The sequence below is a fragment of the Thermophilibacter immobilis genome (assembly GCF_015277515.1).
Classification (GTDB): Bacteria; Actinomycetota; Coriobacteriia; order Coriobacteriales; family Atopobiaceae; genus Thermophilibacter; species Thermophilibacter immobilis.
The window spans coordinates 814,571-829,261 of sequence record NZ_CP063767.1 but is presented as its reverse complement, the minus strand read 5'-3'; the positions used below and the strand labels follow the sequence as shown (position 1 = coordinate 829,261).

Annotated in this window: 12 protein-coding genes and 4 tRNA genes; 2 read left to right on the top strand and 14 right to left on the bottom strand. The window is 66.7% G+C overall.

All coding sequences use genetic code 11. The features are described 5' to 3' along the window. The first annotated feature begins 275 nt into the window (after positions 1-275). Positions 276-653 carry a demethoxyubiquinone hydroxylase family protein gene (locus INP52_RS03680; RefSeq protein WP_194372509.1) on the top strand — a complete coding sequence of 126 codons (378 nt, stop codon included), beginning with the start codon at positions 276-278 and terminating at the stop codon, positions 651-653. Positions 654-679: 26 nt separating this feature from the next. Next, on the top strand, positions 680-1,501 hold the full coding sequence (locus INP52_RS03675) for a family 1 encapsulin nanocompartment shell protein (RefSeq protein WP_194372507.1): 822 nt from the start codon (positions 680-682) through the stop codon (positions 1,499-1,501). Positions 1,502-1,752: 251 nt separating this feature from the next. Here INP52_RS03675 and INP52_RS03670 read toward each other — a convergent pair whose 3' ends face one another. The 14 genes from INP52_RS03670 to INP52_RS03605 form a co-directional block, all read right to left on the bottom strand. Further along, positions 1,753-2,175 carry a flavodoxin family protein gene (locus INP52_RS03670; protein WP_194372505.1) on the bottom strand — a complete coding sequence of 141 codons (423 nt, stop codon included), beginning with the start codon at positions 2,173-2,175 and terminating at the stop codon, positions 1,753-1,755. Positions 2,176-2,218: 43 nt separating this feature from the next. Further along, positions 2,219-3,100 (bottom strand): VIT1/CCC1 transporter family protein, encoded by an 882-nt coding sequence (locus tag INP52_RS03665; RefSeq protein ID WP_194372503.1) that lies wholly within the window; start codon positions 3,098-3,100, stop codon positions 2,219-2,221. Between the two features lie 278 nt (positions 3,101-3,378). Next, entirely contained in the window at positions 3,379-4,710 is a 1,332-nt protein-coding gene (locus INP52_RS03660; RefSeq protein ID WP_228478407.1) for a lysylphosphatidylglycerol synthase transmembrane domain-containing protein, read from the bottom strand. A gap of 112 nt (positions 4,711-4,822) precedes the next feature. Next, entirely contained in the window at positions 4,823-5,905 is a 1,083-nt protein-coding gene (gene mnmA, locus INP52_RS03655; protein WP_194372501.1) for a tRNA 2-thiouridine(34) synthase MnmA, read from the bottom strand. Next, on the bottom strand, positions 5,905-7,122 hold the full coding sequence (locus INP52_RS03650; protein ID WP_228478406.1) for a cysteine desulfurase family protein: 1,218 nt from the start codon (positions 7,120-7,122) through the stop codon (positions 5,905-5,907). The genes mnmA and INP52_RS03650 overlap by 1 nt, the downstream gene beginning before the upstream one ends. Then, positions 7,119-8,030, bottom strand: coding sequence for a putative ABC transporter permease (locus INP52_RS03645; protein WP_194372492.1), 912 nt, complete (start codon positions 8,028-8,030; stop codon positions 7,119-7,121). The genes INP52_RS03650 and INP52_RS03645 overlap by 4 nt, the downstream gene beginning before the upstream one ends. Before the next feature lie 93 nt (positions 8,031-8,123). Next, positions 8,124-8,199 (bottom strand) — tRNA-Gly (locus tag INP52_RS03640). Positions 8,200-8,612: 413 nt separating this feature from the next. Then, positions 8,613-8,686, bottom strand: a tRNA-Cys gene (locus tag INP52_RS03635). A 39-nt stretch (positions 8,687-8,725) separates the two neighbouring features. After that, positions 8,726-8,801: transfer RNA gene (locus INP52_RS03630), tRNA-Gly, on the bottom strand. Positions 8,802-8,880: 79 nt separating this feature from the next. Then, complete coding sequence (locus INP52_RS03625; RefSeq protein WP_194372490.1) at positions 8,881-9,666, bottom strand: ATP-binding protein; 786 nt, start codon at positions 9,664-9,666, stop codon at positions 8,881-8,883. Positions 9,667-9,733: 67 nt separating this feature from the next. After that, a complete protein-coding gene (locus INP52_RS03620) occupies positions 9,734-11,977 on the bottom strand; it encodes a SpoIIE family protein phosphatase (protein WP_194372488.1) in 2,244 nt (747 codons plus the stop codon). 144 nt (positions 11,978-12,121) lie between these two features. Then, a tRNA-Leu gene (locus tag INP52_RS03615) sits at positions 12,122-12,212 on the bottom strand. A gap of 327 nt (positions 12,213-12,539) precedes the next feature. Beyond that, entirely contained in the window at positions 12,540-13,565 is a 1,026-nt protein-coding gene (locus tag INP52_RS03610; RefSeq protein ID WP_194372486.1) for an ABC transporter ATP-binding protein, read from the bottom strand. Continuing rightward, positions 13,565-14,689 carry an ABC transporter ATP-binding protein gene (locus INP52_RS03605; RefSeq protein WP_194372484.1) on the bottom strand — a complete coding sequence of 375 codons (1,125 nt, stop codon included), beginning with the start codon at positions 14,687-14,689 and terminating at the stop codon, positions 13,565-13,567. The genes INP52_RS03610 and INP52_RS03605 overlap by 1 nt, the downstream gene beginning before the upstream one ends. Positions 14,690-14,691: the final 2 nt, after the last annotated feature.

Genomic DNA, 14,691 nt, shown 5'->3' with positions numbered 1-14,691 from the left:
CCTGAATATAAATATAACGTTGTAAGACGATTTAGAGGTAACTCTTCGGGTGAAGAAACAGATTGCTTACGTGAACGGCGCAAAAGTTACCAGTGCGTAACGCAGGGGACACAAAGGGGCCGCTTGTGATAAGTCCCCGCGACCCTGTGGCCCTGCAGGCGCCACGCGCCGGAGCAAGGACGCTCCGCCTGCGCACCCGCGTGAAAGCGACCGGGCGTGTTGGGTACATCAATAGAATGTGGCCGTAGGTGCCACCCATAGAGAGGAGAGGTTCTATGCCAGCATTTGCGAATCCGTTTCAGGGCAACGTCGACAGAAAGCTCAACGAGGATGAGCTCATCCAGGCGGTCCGCCTGGACCTCGCGGGAGAGCTCGAGGCGATCTACCTCTACGACGCCCACGTCCAGGCGACCGACAACGTGGCCGCCAAGGCGGTCCTGTCCGACATTCGCGACGAGGAGCGCGCGCACGTCGGAGAGCTTCTGACGCTTCTCAAGACCCTTGACCCCAAGGAGGTCGAGCACCTGGCCTCGGGCGAGGGGGAGGTTCAGGAGATGCTGGCCGACCTCGGTATCACGGGACCGAGCGACGACGCGACCTCCGAGGCGCCCGACGCCCCCTCCCCCACCGTAGGCAGCCTGCTCGACCAGTAACTTCCATAAAAGGAGAGAGAAAATCCATGAGCTATCTATCAAGGGAAGCCGTCTCGCTGCCGGCGGAGCTGTGGTCGCGCATCGATGACACCGTCACGCAGACCGCTCGTCAGGCACTCGTGAGCAGACGCTTCCTGCATCTGTTCGGGCCTCTGGGCGTGGGTCAGACCCATGTTGCCATCGATGACGCCGGAGCGCTCGACGAGAAGGCCGACGATGGCCTTCTCACCACCGGAGGACGCACGGTCGCAGAGATTCCCACGATCTACAGTGACTTCACCCTGCTCGCCAGGGACCTGGAGGCCGCCGCTCGCGCGGGGGTTCCCGTCGACGTCTCCAAGGCCGCCGCGGCAGCCGAGAAGTGCGCGCTCAAGGAGGACGAGCTGGTGCTCCTGGGCAACGCGGCGCACGGCTACGACGGCCTGCTCACGGCAGCCGGCGTCAACAAGGTCGCGCTGGATGCCTGGGACGAGGGCGAGAACGCCTTCACCGACATCGCCGACGCGCTGGCGCTTCTCGCCAAGAAGGGCGTCTACGGCCCGTACGCGCTGGTTGTGAGCCCGGAGCTCTTCGCGGGGCTCCATCGCATCCAGCCGGGCACGGGCTCGCTCGAGATCGACCGCGTGCGCGCGCTGGTGGGCGGACACGTCTACCAGACCCCGGTCCTGGGCCAGAAGACGGTCCAGGCAGCGCTTCTGGCCACCTCCGAGCGCAACATGGACCTCGCGGTGGGACTGGACCTGACCACAGCCTACCTCGAGCAGGTCAGCCTCAACCACTCCTTCCGCGTGCTCGAGACCGTGCTCGCGCGCGTCAAGCGCCCGGAGTCCGTGGTGGTGTTCGAATAGTCCCGAAGCTCGCAAGGGCAAAAGAGTCACAAGGAGCGGCCCTGGTGGGCCGCTTTTTTGTTCAGTGATTTTATCTTCTCGTGCGTTTTAAAGAGTTTGTGAAATTCATCCTACAAACTTAGAATATCAGCGAGTTCATGCAAATCACTAAGAGGAGCTCCCGTCACAGCGGGACATCACAAGAACTCATCGCAGCGGGTGGAACATCTCCACGGCCACTAGAGGCATATATGCGCTTTCGCCCTCGTCACCTAGTCCTTGGAAGAATCTATGAGAACGCGGGCCCAGGCCGCCGCCTGCCGTAGGTCCTCGGCATCGGGATGGCCCCTGTGCATAAAGGTGAAGGCACCGCGGCAGTAGAAGTCACCGTCCAGGACCTTGATGTGCCGCTCCTCCAGGCGCTCGCGCATCTGAGCGGCGCCGGACTTCACCAGGGCCGAGGTCCCGAACAGGGCCACCTTTTTCACGCCCTGCGGGTCCAGCTGCTCGATGTAGGCGCGCATCTTCTCGTCCAGGCGCGCGCCATAGACGGCTCCACCCAGGAACAGCAGGCCAGCAGCCTCGTCAAGAGGCACCGAGCAGTCCTGGGCCTCCACGCCCACGGCCTTGCCAATGGCCTCGGCGACCCCTCGAGTGTTGCCCGAGCGAGACTGATACCTCACGGCAATGTTCATAAGCTCCCTTTTTCTCCGTCGACCCGACTCCGTCGCACACGTGCTACACGTCGATCCCGAGCAACGCCTTGGCCAGGATGCCGATCACGTACGAGATGCCCGCCACGCCCAGACTGATGGCCGCCATCTGAAGGAACCGGCTCATCAGGGGCTTGCCCTGCGCCACCGAGACATAGAAGTTGAAGAGGAAGATGACGAGCACGACCACCGCCAGCATGATGCCAAAGGCGGCGACATAGAGCTCGTTGGGAACGAGCAGGTAGGGCAGGACCATCAGGGCGACCGTGATGAGGTAGGCCATGCCCGTGTACAGGCTCGACTTGAGGGCATGCTCGTTGCCCTCCGCCCGCTCGGCCAGATAGTTCGACGCCGCCATGGACAGGGTCGCCGACGCTCCCGTGACGATCGCGGAGAGGGCCACCAGCCGGGTGTTCGCCAGGGCGAAGGTCAGGCCCGCAATGGTGCCCGTGAGCTCTACCAGCGCGTCATTGAGACCCAAGACGATGGCCCCCACGTAGTGCAGCCGCTCCTCGTCGACCATCTCCATGAGGCTGCTCTCATGGTCCTCCTCCTGGTCGATGATATGGCGCGCCTCGGGAATCTCCTTCTCGATGCCCTCCAGCTCGCGGATGCCGAACTCCTCGCCGCTCTCCATGAACTTGATGGTGAAGGTGTCTCCCAGAAGGCGGCCGCACGCCTTTCCGCACCACACGCGCCAGCGGTTGGGCTTTACCTCCTGGCCGGTGTAGCCCCTCCATATCTCGTAGTGGTCGTGCTCGGCGTCGGAGATCTCAAGCAGAGCGGCCTTGTTCTTCTCGTCCTTCTGGCGCTCCGCGATTGCCCGGTAGAGCACGTGTCCCGTGATCTCGTCCTGCTGAAACTTCAAGATCCGCCTGCGAACGGCCGGGTTCAGTTCGTATTCCATGATTGCCTCCTCTGCCTTAGGTACCCATTATGGTGAGGCGCGCGGCCCCACGGTGAAATAGGGCCTCTTTTCCACGCTCGGAGGCCCTGGGGGGACTTGTCAATAGATTTTCGATGGAACCCCGAGTAGCGACACCTCTAACGCCAAGAGAGTCGCAGGTAGAGAGTTTGTCCTTGAAAGGGATACTTTGCCTTCCCTCTAGAATCTATTGACAAGTCCCCATGCGGGCTCCAGGCGATGAGAATTCGCTGATTTTAGGACGGAGGCACGAGAAGACCCTACTTCTTCGAGCCCTTCCCCCGCTCGGCGGCCGCCTTCTTGCCGGCCGCGATGCGCTCCTCGACGCTCGAGGGAGCTGTGGGCGCTCGCCTGACCGCCTTGGGATTGACCGTGATGCCGCCACCCCGAGTCGACCCGCGACCGCGCTTCTCGCCATGCACGAACGCCTTCGCGCGGCCCCAGAAACGATTCCAGCGCCGATTGAGGGACGCCCCGCCCGCAACGGAGCGCATGCCCATGCAGGGCACCGCGATGATAACCGGTAGCAGGTACTCGATCGCGCGCCAGATCACGAGACCGGCCGGCAGGTACGCGCCGAACATGCCCCCGAAGAGATAGGAGAAGCCCACCTCGGCGCCGCCCGTACCCCCTGGCAGGGGGACGGCGTTGATGAGGAGCTCGACCATGGAGCCCGAGGCCAGGCATACCAAGAAGTCGGCGGGCTCTCCGAACGAGCGCAGCACGAAGTACGGCAGCGCGTACATGCAGCCCAGCTGCAGAAGGCTCACCACCATCGTTGCGCACATCTCGGCCACGTTGCTCGCCGAAGACTTGAAGGCGCGAGAGAACTCCATGACCTGCGTGTTCACGAATGCATAGGCCTTCTCGTACTTCTCGTCCTTGAGCCAGCCCCGGCGGTTCGCAAACCGCAGCGCCCAGTTGCCAAGGACCATCACCGGGCGGGGGAACAGGCACAGAAAGAGGATTCCCCCCACCTGGAGAACCTTGAATCCAAAGAGCAAGATACCGATCAGGGTCACGTCACCGAAGGTCTCGTAGAAGTACGACCCGCAGAAGACGAGCATAATCGCGGAGAAGATGCCCTCACCCGCCTCGTAGAGCAGGGTGCGCGTGAAGTTGAGCGCGCTCGCGGCCCCCACCGAGAGGCCCGCGCGCGTGAGGCGGTAGATCTGGGCGGGCGGGGCGCCCGCGCTGTTGGGCGTCATGCGCATGAAGAAGACACCCGAGGCCTCGACGCTCATGAGGTCGCGCAGGCCCACGGGGCAGTCCGGGTCTCCGATGATGGAGAGCGCGTAGGCGAGGACGCCAAAGACGTAGTAGAACAGAAAGCACACCACGCCCGCGACGATCCAGCCCGCGTCCACGCCGGAAAGCGATGACACGAACTCGTCGACCTGTCCGGTGAAGACGAGGTAGAGCGCATAGGCAATCACGACGACGGCCAGAAAGACGATGGTCGTCCGCACCTGCCCCATGCTCTTCTTGTCGGCGGCGCGGTCCTCGGCGGTAACGCCGCGCACTGCGGAGACCTTGAGCGGGACCTTCTTGGCGCCCTTGTGGCCCTGGGGCCTGTTTTGCTCTGATGCCACTCAAACGCTCCCGACGTCATGCCGACAGACCAACGGTTGGACTAGTGTAGCGCGCCTAGGACTCCCTCGTTCAGACCGCGCATAGGTAGCGGCGTTTCTCCTCTCAGAGCCCTCAGACGCGGGAGGGCCGTCCGTCGCGCTGGACGATGCCGCCCCCGAGGCAGCGCGGCCCGTCGTAGACCACGGCGGACTGACCGGGCGCCACCGTGCGCACGGGCTCGGAGAAGCGCAGGGAGAGGCCGCGGGGGGCCTCCTCGAGCACGGCCTTTCTCAACGCTCCCGTGTGACGGGTGCGCACGAGGTAGACACCCTCCTCGGGCGGCTCGCCCGAGATCCAACGGGCGTCGGAGAGCGTGAGCGCGCGCGTCCACAGGCCGGGGCAGGCGGGGTCGGCCGTCACGTAGACGACATTGGCGTCCGTGTCCGTGCAAACCACGTAGCGCGCGGGGCCTCCCCCCAGGTCGAGGCCACGCCTCTGGCCCACCGTGAAGAGGAAGGCCCCGTCGTGACGGCCGAGCACCCTTCCCGTCTCCCACTCCACGATGTCCCCCGCGCGCCGCTCGAGGGAGTCGAGCAGAAACGTACGGATGCCCACCGGACCCACGAAGCAGATCCCGTCGGAGTCGGGCTTGTCCTCGACCCCCAGGCCACGTTTAGCGCACAAGCGTCTGACCTCGGTCTTGTTCGCAATCTCGCCCACGGGCAGAAGCGTGCGCGCGAGCACGTCCTCGCCCACGCGCCACATGAAGTAGGTCTGGTCCTTGTGCTCGTCGACCGCCCGCAGAAGGCGCGCGCGGCCGTCCGCGTCCCGCTCGACGCGCCCGTAGTGGCCCGTGGCCACGAAGTCCGCCCCACGCGCGAACGCGCGGTCGGCGAAGGTCCCGAACTTGATGGTCTGGTTGCACATGACGTCCGGGTTGGGGGTGTAGCCTCGCGCGTAGGCGTCCACGAGGTAGTCCACGACCGTCTCCTGGTAGTCCTTCTCGCAGTCCCAGACCTCCAGGTCGATCCCGAGCGTCACGGCCACGCGCTCGGCGTCGGCCAGGTCGTCTGCCCACGGGCACCTGAAGCCCGGCAGGTCGCGCGACCAGTTGCGCAGGTAGACGGCCGTGACCTCGTGGCCGGCCTCCACGAGCAGCGCGCAGGCCAGGGCGGAGTCGACCCCGCCCGAAAGGCCGCAGAAGACGCGCGTCATCAGCGCGCACCTCCCGCGATCCGGGCACAGGCAGCGTCGTCGAGCCCGCGGCGCCCCATCTCGGCGCGCACGACCCGCACGAGGGCGGCCACCGCGTAGTCCACGTCCGCCTCGGTCGTGGGACGCCCGAGCGTGAGGCGCAGGCTCCCCTCGGCCAGCGCTCGCGGCAGACCGATCGCCTCGAGCACGTGGCTCACGCGCATCCGGCTCGCCGCGCAGGCCGACCCGGTCCCCGCCGAGACCCCCTCGCGCTCCAGGCCGATCACGAGGCGACGCGCCTCCAGGCCCGCGAAGGAGACGTGGAGCAGCCCGGGGAGGCGGCGCTTGGGGTTGTTGGGCCCCGACACCACCATCCACGGCAGTTCGGCGAGAAGGCCCGCGCGCAGGCGGGCGCGCAGGCGGGCGAGGCCGCGCGCCTCCTCGTCGCGGCGGGCGCAGGCGAGCTCGAGGGCGCGGGCGAGGCCCACGATGCCCGCGACGTTCTCGGTGCCGGAGCGCACGCCGCCCTCCTGCCCGCCGCCAAAGACGAGCGGACGCAGACGCACGTCGTCGGAGGCCCAGAGAAGCCCCACCTGTTTGGGGCCGTAGATCTTGGCCGCGGAGAGCGTGAGCAGGTCGACCCCGAGCGAGGACACGTTGACCGAGAGGGCACCGGCCGCCTGCGAGGCGTCCGTGTGCAGGTAGAGAGGGTGGCGCTCCCCCGCCTCGAGGCGTCGCGCGCGCTCGGCGGCCACCACGTGCGAGAGTGCGCGCACGGGCTGGACGCAGCCCAGCTCGCCGTTGGCCAGCTCGACCGAGACGAGCTCGGTGTCCGGCCGGATGGCGGCCGCCACGACGCCCGGGTCCACGATCCCGTCGGGGCCCACGCGCACGCAGCGGTGCTCGTGGGTCGACGCGCAGGCCAGTACGCTCTCGTGCTCCGCCGCGTCCACGACCACGTGTCCGTCCACACAGGCGAAGGCGAGGTTGTTAGCCTCGGTCGCGCCGGCCGTGAAGACCACGTTGTCGGGGCGCGCGCCCAGGAGGCGCGCCGCCGTGTCCCGCGCTCGCTCCATGTCGTCGCGGACGCCCCGCGCGCACTCGTACGGCGCCGAGGGGTTCCAGAAGCGCTCCGAGAAGTACGGAAGCATGGCCTCGAGCACCTCGGGGTCCACGGGCGTCGACGCCGCGTAGTCGAGGTAGACCTCGCGAGCGGCTCCCCTTCCAGCGGGCGTCACGCCCGGGTCCCTTCGTCGGCGATCGTGAGGTTCTGGAAGCGCGACGAGATGAACTCGTCGTCGTAGTTGGTGTCCACCCATCGCTCGAAGGCGTTTGCCGCGGGCACACCCGCGTCGCGGTTGGTCTTGCGGTCGAAGCAGACGAGGGTCATCGCGATGTCGGCCACGAGGTAGACGGCCACGAGGGTCACGAACACGGCCTGACGCCGCGAGGTGGGCATGCCGATCGTGTAGAGCAGCCGCGGCATGACCGCGCGGCACCACGCAAGCCCCAAAAGGCCCCAGAAGACCAGGAAGCGCCAGGCCACCCACTTGGTGATGTGGTCGGGCAGATACTCGTAGGTCCACGACTCGGCGTTGAAGAGGGCCTCCATGCCCCAGCCGGTCATCTGCTCGAGAAGGCCGCCCACGGCGGCGGCGAGCAGGAAGATCTGCCAGTTGCGCGCGGCGTGGGCACGCAGCTCGAAGCACAGGACCGTGAGCAGGACCGCCCCGAACCCGTAGAGGGGCGAGAACGGCCCCCAGACGAGGCCCACGCGGTTCTCGGTGAGGCCGGCGGTGACGAGCATCCAGACCTCCTCGATGAGGAGGCCCCCCATGCTGCCGACGAAGAAGAGGATGATGATCTGATACCAGCTCAGGCGCAGGTGGTCGAGGTACTCGTCGACCGCCTCGCTCGAGGCCTGCCAGCGCGCGAACACCCGAGCGAGGCCGCGACGGCCGTTGGCGCGGGAGAGCTCGCGCGCGAGGACGTCCTCGGACTCCTCGAGGGCCGCCTGGGCGCGCTCGACGTCATTCTCGTCGAGGCGGTCCCCGTGGGAGAGCCAGTTCCAGAAGTAGACGATCGTTCGCACGAAGCCCTGCATCACGGCGAACAGGAAAAGAAGGAGGACGAGTGAGTACAGCATGGCGGTTGCGGCTCCCGAAGGCAGATTGACCTATTCCCAAACGCCCTTAGGATAGCAAAAGGACCGGTCCTGGGACCGGTCCCTCGAGTCACATGGAGCGGGCTACGGGGTTCGAACCCGCGACCTCCACCTTGGCAAGGTGGCGCGCTACCAACTGCGCTAAGCCCGCGACGCGAGGAGCAATACTAGCCCAGACTCCCCCACGAGCGCAAGCCTGATTTCGAAAAAGGTGCGCGGAGGGGCATCCGACGACCGTCCAGGATCTGGGGTCGGTGCCGAGCCCGCATCCACGATTAGGGCGGGTCGCTTTGCGCGACTGGGGCGCTTCTTTGATATTTAGGCGGACTTTTGAGCGCAAGGTTCTTCTCGTCAGGACCTTTACCTGCGCAAACGCAAAACCGAGAAGAGCCTCGAGCTCCAAAACCCGCTCCCCATATCAAAAAAAGGCGCCCCAATCCTCACGGTCCTCACGGGTGGCGCACGGCGGACGGGGGTGGCGCACGGGCCGAAGCGGCGTCTACCGAAAGGCACGCCGTGCCTTCTCGACAAAAAAGGGCACCCCGTGGGGTGCCCAGATTCTGCTGGAGGCGAAGCCCGGATTCGAACCGGGGGTGAAGGCTTTGCAGGCCTCTGCCTTACCACTTGGCCACTTCGCCGTATGAAAAAGGCCGATCGCGACCGGCCCGGCGCTCACATGGAGCGGGCTACGGGGTTCGAACCCGCGACCTCCACCTTGGCAAGGTGGCGCGCTACCAACTGCGCTAAGCCCGCACGTGCACGGAATACTATACGGGTCCTGCCTCCTCGAGGCAAGCACGAATTGCTCCGGACGTGAAATTTCTATGGGTCCCTACGGGCGCGTGGCGGGGGTGACCTGCTCGGGAACCGTGACGGCACCTGGTCCGTCGAAGAGCTTGACGAGACGCACGACCGTCCCCTGTCCTGCGCTCTTGGACGAGATGATGACGGAGTCGGCGAGAAGGCGCATGAGGCGAATTCCCCGCCCGCGCTCGGCCCAGGGGCTCGGCTCGACGGGGTCGCCCCCCTCCTGGGCGGGCGCAAAGCCGCACCCGCAGTCGGCCACGTCGACGACCGCGCGGTCGGCATAGGCGGACACCGTCACCAGAACGCCTCCCTCGCAGGTGTGGTCGACGGCGTTGCCCACGGCCTCGCCGGAGGCCAGCGTCATGTCGAACACCTCGTCGGGCGTGAGGGGCAGCCCCCCCAGAAGCTCGGACACCCGGTCGCGCGCCCCGCCCAGGGCCGTGGCGTCCACGCGAAACGTGGTGCGCCAGCAAGGCAGGACGGAGGGGTCGAGCTCATCGACCTCAAGGCGCGCGCCCGCGCGAGAGACGAGCAGGTAGTCGACCATGCGCATGCGGCACAGAGCCAGGTACACCGAAGGCGAGACGTTGGAGAGCGACAGAAGCCCGCCCAGGCGGCGCATGCGGCGCAGTTCGGAGAGGATGAGCCCCATCCCCGCCGAGTCGACGCGGGTGGATCCGGCCATGTTGAGGAAGATACGGCGGCAGCCCTGGGCGACAAGCGCATCGATGCGTCGACGCACGGAGCCGACCGTGGTGACGTCGAGGTCCCCGTTGACGTTAACGAGCGCTATGTTGACGATGTCATGCATGAGACTGGTTATTCCCCAAAGGGGCGCAGCCTAACGCCGTGCCGAGCGCTGGGAGGGACGCCTCATCTCAGGCGCCGTGGCCCTCCGCGACTCCCAGCTCATCGAAGCGCAGGGCGACCATGGCCACGTCATCCTCCAGGTTCTGGCCCGTGAAGGTGTCAAGCGCCTCAAGGAGGCGCTCCACGAAGCCGTCGAAGGTCTTCCCGCCCGCAGACTCGCGCATCACCAGGTCGCGCAGGCCCTGCTCGCCAAAGAACGCGCCCGAGGGGTCGCGGGCCTCCGTGGTCCCGTCCGTGTAGAGCAGCAGGACGTCACCGGCGCAAAGGCGCACCGAGCCGTCCTGGTAGCCAATGTCGTGAAAGGCGCCGACGACGCCGGACTGCACGTCCAGGATGGAGATCTCGTCGGCCCCGGCGCGCATGAGGATCGCGGGCGGATGGCCCGCCGAGCAGTACGTGAGCGTGGCGGACGCCAGGTCGGCGATGCCCACGAAGAGCGTGGCGAAGGTCTCCACGCGCGAGAAGCCCAGGAGGAAGTCGTTGAGCGAGCGCACCATGCGCGCCGGGTCCAACCCCTCCCACGCGTAGGCCCCCAGCGCCGTCTTGACGGCCGCCGAGACGGACGCGGCCTCCACGCCCTTGCCGGAGACGTCGCCCATGATGACGCAGGCGCGCCGGCCGGGCAGCCGGATGAGGTCGTAGAAGTCCCCGCCCACGAAGGCGGCCTTGGTCGCGGAGGAGTAGACGGCCTGGGCCGTGATGCCCTCGACCTTCTGGAGCTCGTTTCTCATCCCCGTCTGGAGGGCCTGCGAGATGCGCTTGTCCTGGGCCCGCGCCTCCTCGCCCAGGGCGATGCCGCGCACGTCCTCGGCCAGCCGGGAGAGAAACTCGAGCTCGAGGTCATCGAAGGGCTCCGCCCCGTTGGGGCGCAGCACGAGGTTGCAGAAGCGCTCGCCGGCCAGCTCCCCGAGGTCGACCAGCACGCCCACGCAGGGCTCCCCGAGCTCGCGCAGAAACGAGGAGAGCTCGGAGCCGGAGCCCACGCTCACCACGGCGGCTCCGTCGCGTACGGAGCCCCGCTCGAGCTCGTCCAGGTCGACGGGAAGCGCGCGCATGCCCGTGAGGGGCAGGTCGACCATGACGAGGCGCTGGTAGTCGTTCTCCCGGACGCGCACGAGGGTGGCCTCCAGCTCGTCGGCGGCCTCGGAGAGGACCTCGGGCAGGCGACCCCACACGTCGTGACTCGCGTCGTCCCCTGCGGAGAGGAGCTCCTCGCGCAGATCGGTCCCCAGGGCGAGGAGATGGTCGGCACGCTGGGCGCGCATGGCCGAGAAGGCCCCCGCGAGCTGGATCGAGAGGTAGTGGGCCACGGAGTCGAGCAGGCGCGCGTCCTCCTTGACGAGGGGGTGCATCCGCCTCCAGCCCACCTCGATGATCGAGATGACGTGCCCGCCGAACCACACCGGAACCAGCACGAAGCTCGTGAACGGGGGCAGGACGTCGCTCTTGAGGCGCATGATCTCGTGCGTCTCCTCGTTCACGACCTCGCGCGTGACCAGCCGCCCCTGCCTGAGCACGTCGCTCGACGGGGGACAGACCCTCAAGCGCACCGCATGGCCCTCGCGCAGGGCGAGCTTCTCCACGCTGCGGTCGAACGCCATGAAGCGCACGACCTTCTCGTCTGCGAGGCCGCTCGAGAGGCCGCGCAGGTGAAAGCCGTCCGCCTCGGCGAGGTAGACGATCGTGCCGTCGGACTCCATCGTGTCCGTGATCTCCTCGAGCACGCGCCCGAAGAGGGTGTCCACGTCATTGGAGTCCAGGGTGTCGAGCACGATGTTCAGGGCCCCGGACAGCCGATGGTTGGCTCGGCGCAGGTCGTCGAGGGTGCGGTCGTACTCGCGTCCCGCGCGCTCCTCTCCGTTGGCGGGCAGGGCGACGAGGAGGTAGGTCTCCCCCGGGGCCTGGACGACGTCGCAGCGCACGCGGACCGGCATGAGGCGACCGTCCGCGCCCACGCACGAGCAGAGCGTCATCGAGCCGTCGACGGCAAAGGGAAGGTCCGACGCGTCGAACATGCCGTCCGGGTCGGAGCCGTCGGCGGCCGGAAAGAGCCGGCGCACGTCAGTGCCCACGAGCGCTTCTTTGCTCGAGAGGAGCTTGGTGGCCTCGTCGTTCACAAGAAGCACCCGCCCCAGACCGTCGAAGACGAGAACCGCCTCGCTCGTGAGCTGCAGGAGCCTCGAGAGGGTCCCCGCAAGGCTCCCCTCGCCTATTCCCTCGACCCGTCTGGTGCTGAGCGCCGTCCTTGGCATGTGTCACCTCTCGTCGACCTGCGAGGCCCCTGGAAACCCGTGACCTCGCAGGCATTGTACCAAGGGGTGACGTCAAAGGGGCTCCGTGCTGGACGCCGCGGCGCGGCATGAAAAAAGCGGACCACAGGGGCCCGCGTTCTTTCGTGGTGTCGGAGGCGGGACTTGAACCCGCACGACCTTTTAGTCGGTCACTAGCACCTCAAGCTAGCGCGTCTGCCAATTCCGCCACTCCGACAAGCTGCGCTTGCGCGCATGGGATATTATGCACGCTCCCCCATCCCCGCGCAACCCACAACCCAAAAAAGTCTCCCACGGGGCGTGTGCGGTGTTCTAGCTGCGAAAGGTGCCGCAACTGCCCCGCCCAAAGCTGCCAAGGCCGGTCCCGCGGGGCACATGCGGCGTTTCCGGCGCTAAGATCTCTCCCCCGAGCAGGCCCGCTCGAGCTCCCCCACGGGAAGACCTCCGGGAAGGCCTTGGCCCCTTCCTGATCCGACGACTTTTGCGCAGGCAATGAGCCGAACAGGAAGGGGCCAAGACCTCACGAAGCACGTACTTCCAGCACCTAAAGCTCGATCGAGCTCCCCTTGATCGGGTTGGGAGCCGCGTAGTGACAGGCACAGAGGTGACCGGGCTCAATCTCGCGCAGCTCGGGATGCTCGGCGGAACAGCGCTCGGTCGCGATCGGGCAGCGCGTGTGGAAGCGGCAGCCGGAAGGTGGGTCGATTGGCGAGGGCGGGTCGCCCGCGAGGATGATGCGCTTGCGGGTCGCCTGAAGATCGGGGTCGGGCACGGGCACCGCCGAGAGCAGAGACTGCGTGTAGGGGTGCATCGGCCGGTCGTAGAGCGTCTTCCAGTCGGAGTGCTCCATGAGGTTTCCCAGGTACATGACCGCGATGTGGTTGGAGATGTGCTGGACCACCGAGAGGTCATGCGCGATGAACAGGTACGCGGTGCCGTACTGCTGCTGGAGGTCGTTCAGGAGGTTGAGCACCTGGGCCTGGATGGAGACGTCCAGGGCCGAGACCGGCTCGTCGCAGATGATGAGCTTGGGCTTGAGCGCGAAGGCTCGGGCGATGCCGACGCGCTGGCGCTGACCTCCCGAGAACTCGTGCGGATAGCGGTTGATGTGTTCGGGGTTGAGGCCCACAGTGTCCAGGAGCTCCTGAACGTAGAGAGTGCGCTCGGTCGCATCGGTCATGACGCCGTGGATGATGAGCGGCTCGGAGACGATCTCTCCGATGGTCATGCGCGGGTTGAGCGAGGCGTAGGGGTCCTGGAAGATGAACTGCATGTTGCGGCGCATCCCCTTGAGCTCCCTCTTGCTCATCTCAGCGACGTCCTTGCCGTCAAAGATGACCTTGCCTGACGTCGGGCGCGAGAGGCGCATGATGCAGCGACCCGTGGTGGACTTGCCGCAGCCGGACTCGCCCACGAGGCCCAGGGTCTCGCCAGGGTAGATGTCAAAGCTCACGTCCTTGACCGCCGAGACGGAGCTCTTGGAGAAGCGCCTGCCCAGGAGACCGGAGTCCACCGGGAACTCCTTGCACAGGTGCTGCACGGAGAGCAGGGGCCTTCTCTCGTCTGCCATCAGCGCTCGCCCCCTTCCTGCGCAACTGGGCTCGCGGCCGCGGCGGCCGTACGCGAGTTGGCAGGCGCGTGCGCGTGCGCGAACTCGGGATCCATCGAATAGTGGCAGCGCGTGTAGTGGCCCGACGCGAAGGTGTAAATCTCGGGCACCTCGGTGCGGCAGCGCTCGGTCGCGTACGGGCACCTCGGCGAGAAGGAGCAGCCGCTCGGCACGTTGACGAGCGAGGGAGGGTTGCCCTCGATGGGCGTGAGCGGGCGCTTCTCGTCGCCCTCGGGCTTGGGAATGGAGCGCATGAGCCCCCAGGTGTAGGGGTGCGTGGGATGGTAGAAGATCTCCTCGGCGGACCCGAACTCCACGGGATGACCGGCATACATGACCATGATCTTGTCGGCGACGTCGGCCACCACGCCGAGGTCGTGGGTGATCATGATGATCGCGTTGCCGTTCTTCTGCTGCATCTCCTTCATGAGCTCGATGATCTGCGCCTGGATCGTGACGTCGAGGGCCGTGGTGGGCTCGTCGGCAATCAGGATGTCGGGGTCGCAGGCCAGGGCCATGGCGATCATGACGCGCTGGCGCATGCCTCCCGAGAACTGGTGCGGGTAGTCCTTGACGCGCTGGTCCGGGTTGGGAATGCCCACGAGGTCGAGCAGCTCGACCGCTCGGGCGAGTGCCTGCGCCTTGGTGTAGCCGCGATGGAGCCTGAGGCCCTCGCCCAGCTGCCGGCCGATCGTGTAGACCGGGTTGAGCGAGGTCATCGGGTCCTGGAAGATCATGGCGATGTCGTTGCCGCGGATGTGCTGCATCTCGGCGTCGCTCATGGAGAGAAGGGAGCGGCCGCGGTAGCGCACGTCGCCTCCCTCGATCCTTCCCGGGGGCATGTCGACGAGGCCCATGACGGTGAGGGAGGTCACGGACTTGCCGGAGCCGGACTCGCCCACGACACCCAGCGTCTCCCCGCGATCGAGCGTGTAACTCACCCCGTCAACCGCCTTGACCACGCCGTCCTGGGTGTGGAAGTACATCTTGAGGTCATCGACCTCGAGCAGGTGCGAGCCCTCGGGAACGGGCTGGCTCTTGAGCTCTAGCGCGGGCTCGGGGCCCTTGTTCTTCTTCCTGAACATGG

Excerpts from the sequence above, each read along its gene's own strand:
- INP52_RS03665 (WP_194372503.1), bottom strand. The coding sequence starts at position 3,100 with ATGGAATACGAACTGAACCCGGCCGTTCGCAGGCGGATCTTGAAGTTT.
- INP52_RS03610 (WP_194372486.1), bottom strand. The coding sequence starts at position 13,565 with ATGGCAGACGAGAGAAGGCCCCTGCTCTCCGTGCAGCACCTGTGCAAG.
- INP52_RS03620 (WP_194372488.1), bottom strand. The coding sequence starts at position 11,977 with ATGCCAAGGACGGCGCTCAGCACCAGACGGGTCGAGGGAATAGGCGAG.
- mnmA (WP_194372501.1), bottom strand. The coding sequence starts at position 5,905 with ATGACGCGCGTCTTCTGCGGCCTTTCGGGCGGGGTCGACTCCGCCCTG.
- INP52_RS03645 (WP_194372492.1), bottom strand. The coding sequence starts at position 8,030 with ATGCTGTACTCACTCGTCCTCCTTCTTTTCCTGTTCGCCGTGATGCAG.
- INP52_RS03670 (WP_194372505.1), bottom strand. The coding sequence starts at position 2,175 with ATGAACATTGCCGTGAGGTATCAGTCTCGCTCGGGCAACACTCGAGGG.
- INP52_RS03680 (WP_194372509.1), top strand. The coding sequence starts at position 276 with ATGCCAGCATTTGCGAATCCGTTTCAGGGCAACGTCGACAGAAAGCTC.
- INP52_RS03605 (WP_194372484.1), bottom strand. The coding sequence starts at position 14,689 with ATGTTCAGGAAGAAGAACAAGGGCCCCGAGCCCGCGCTAGAGCTCAAG.
- INP52_RS03675 (WP_194372507.1), top strand. The coding sequence starts at position 680 with ATGAGCTATCTATCAAGGGAAGCCGTCTCGCTGCCGGCGGAGCTGTGG.
- INP52_RS03625 (WP_194372490.1), bottom strand. The coding sequence starts at position 9,666 with ATGCATGACATCGTCAACATAGCGCTCGTTAACGTCAACGGGGACCTC.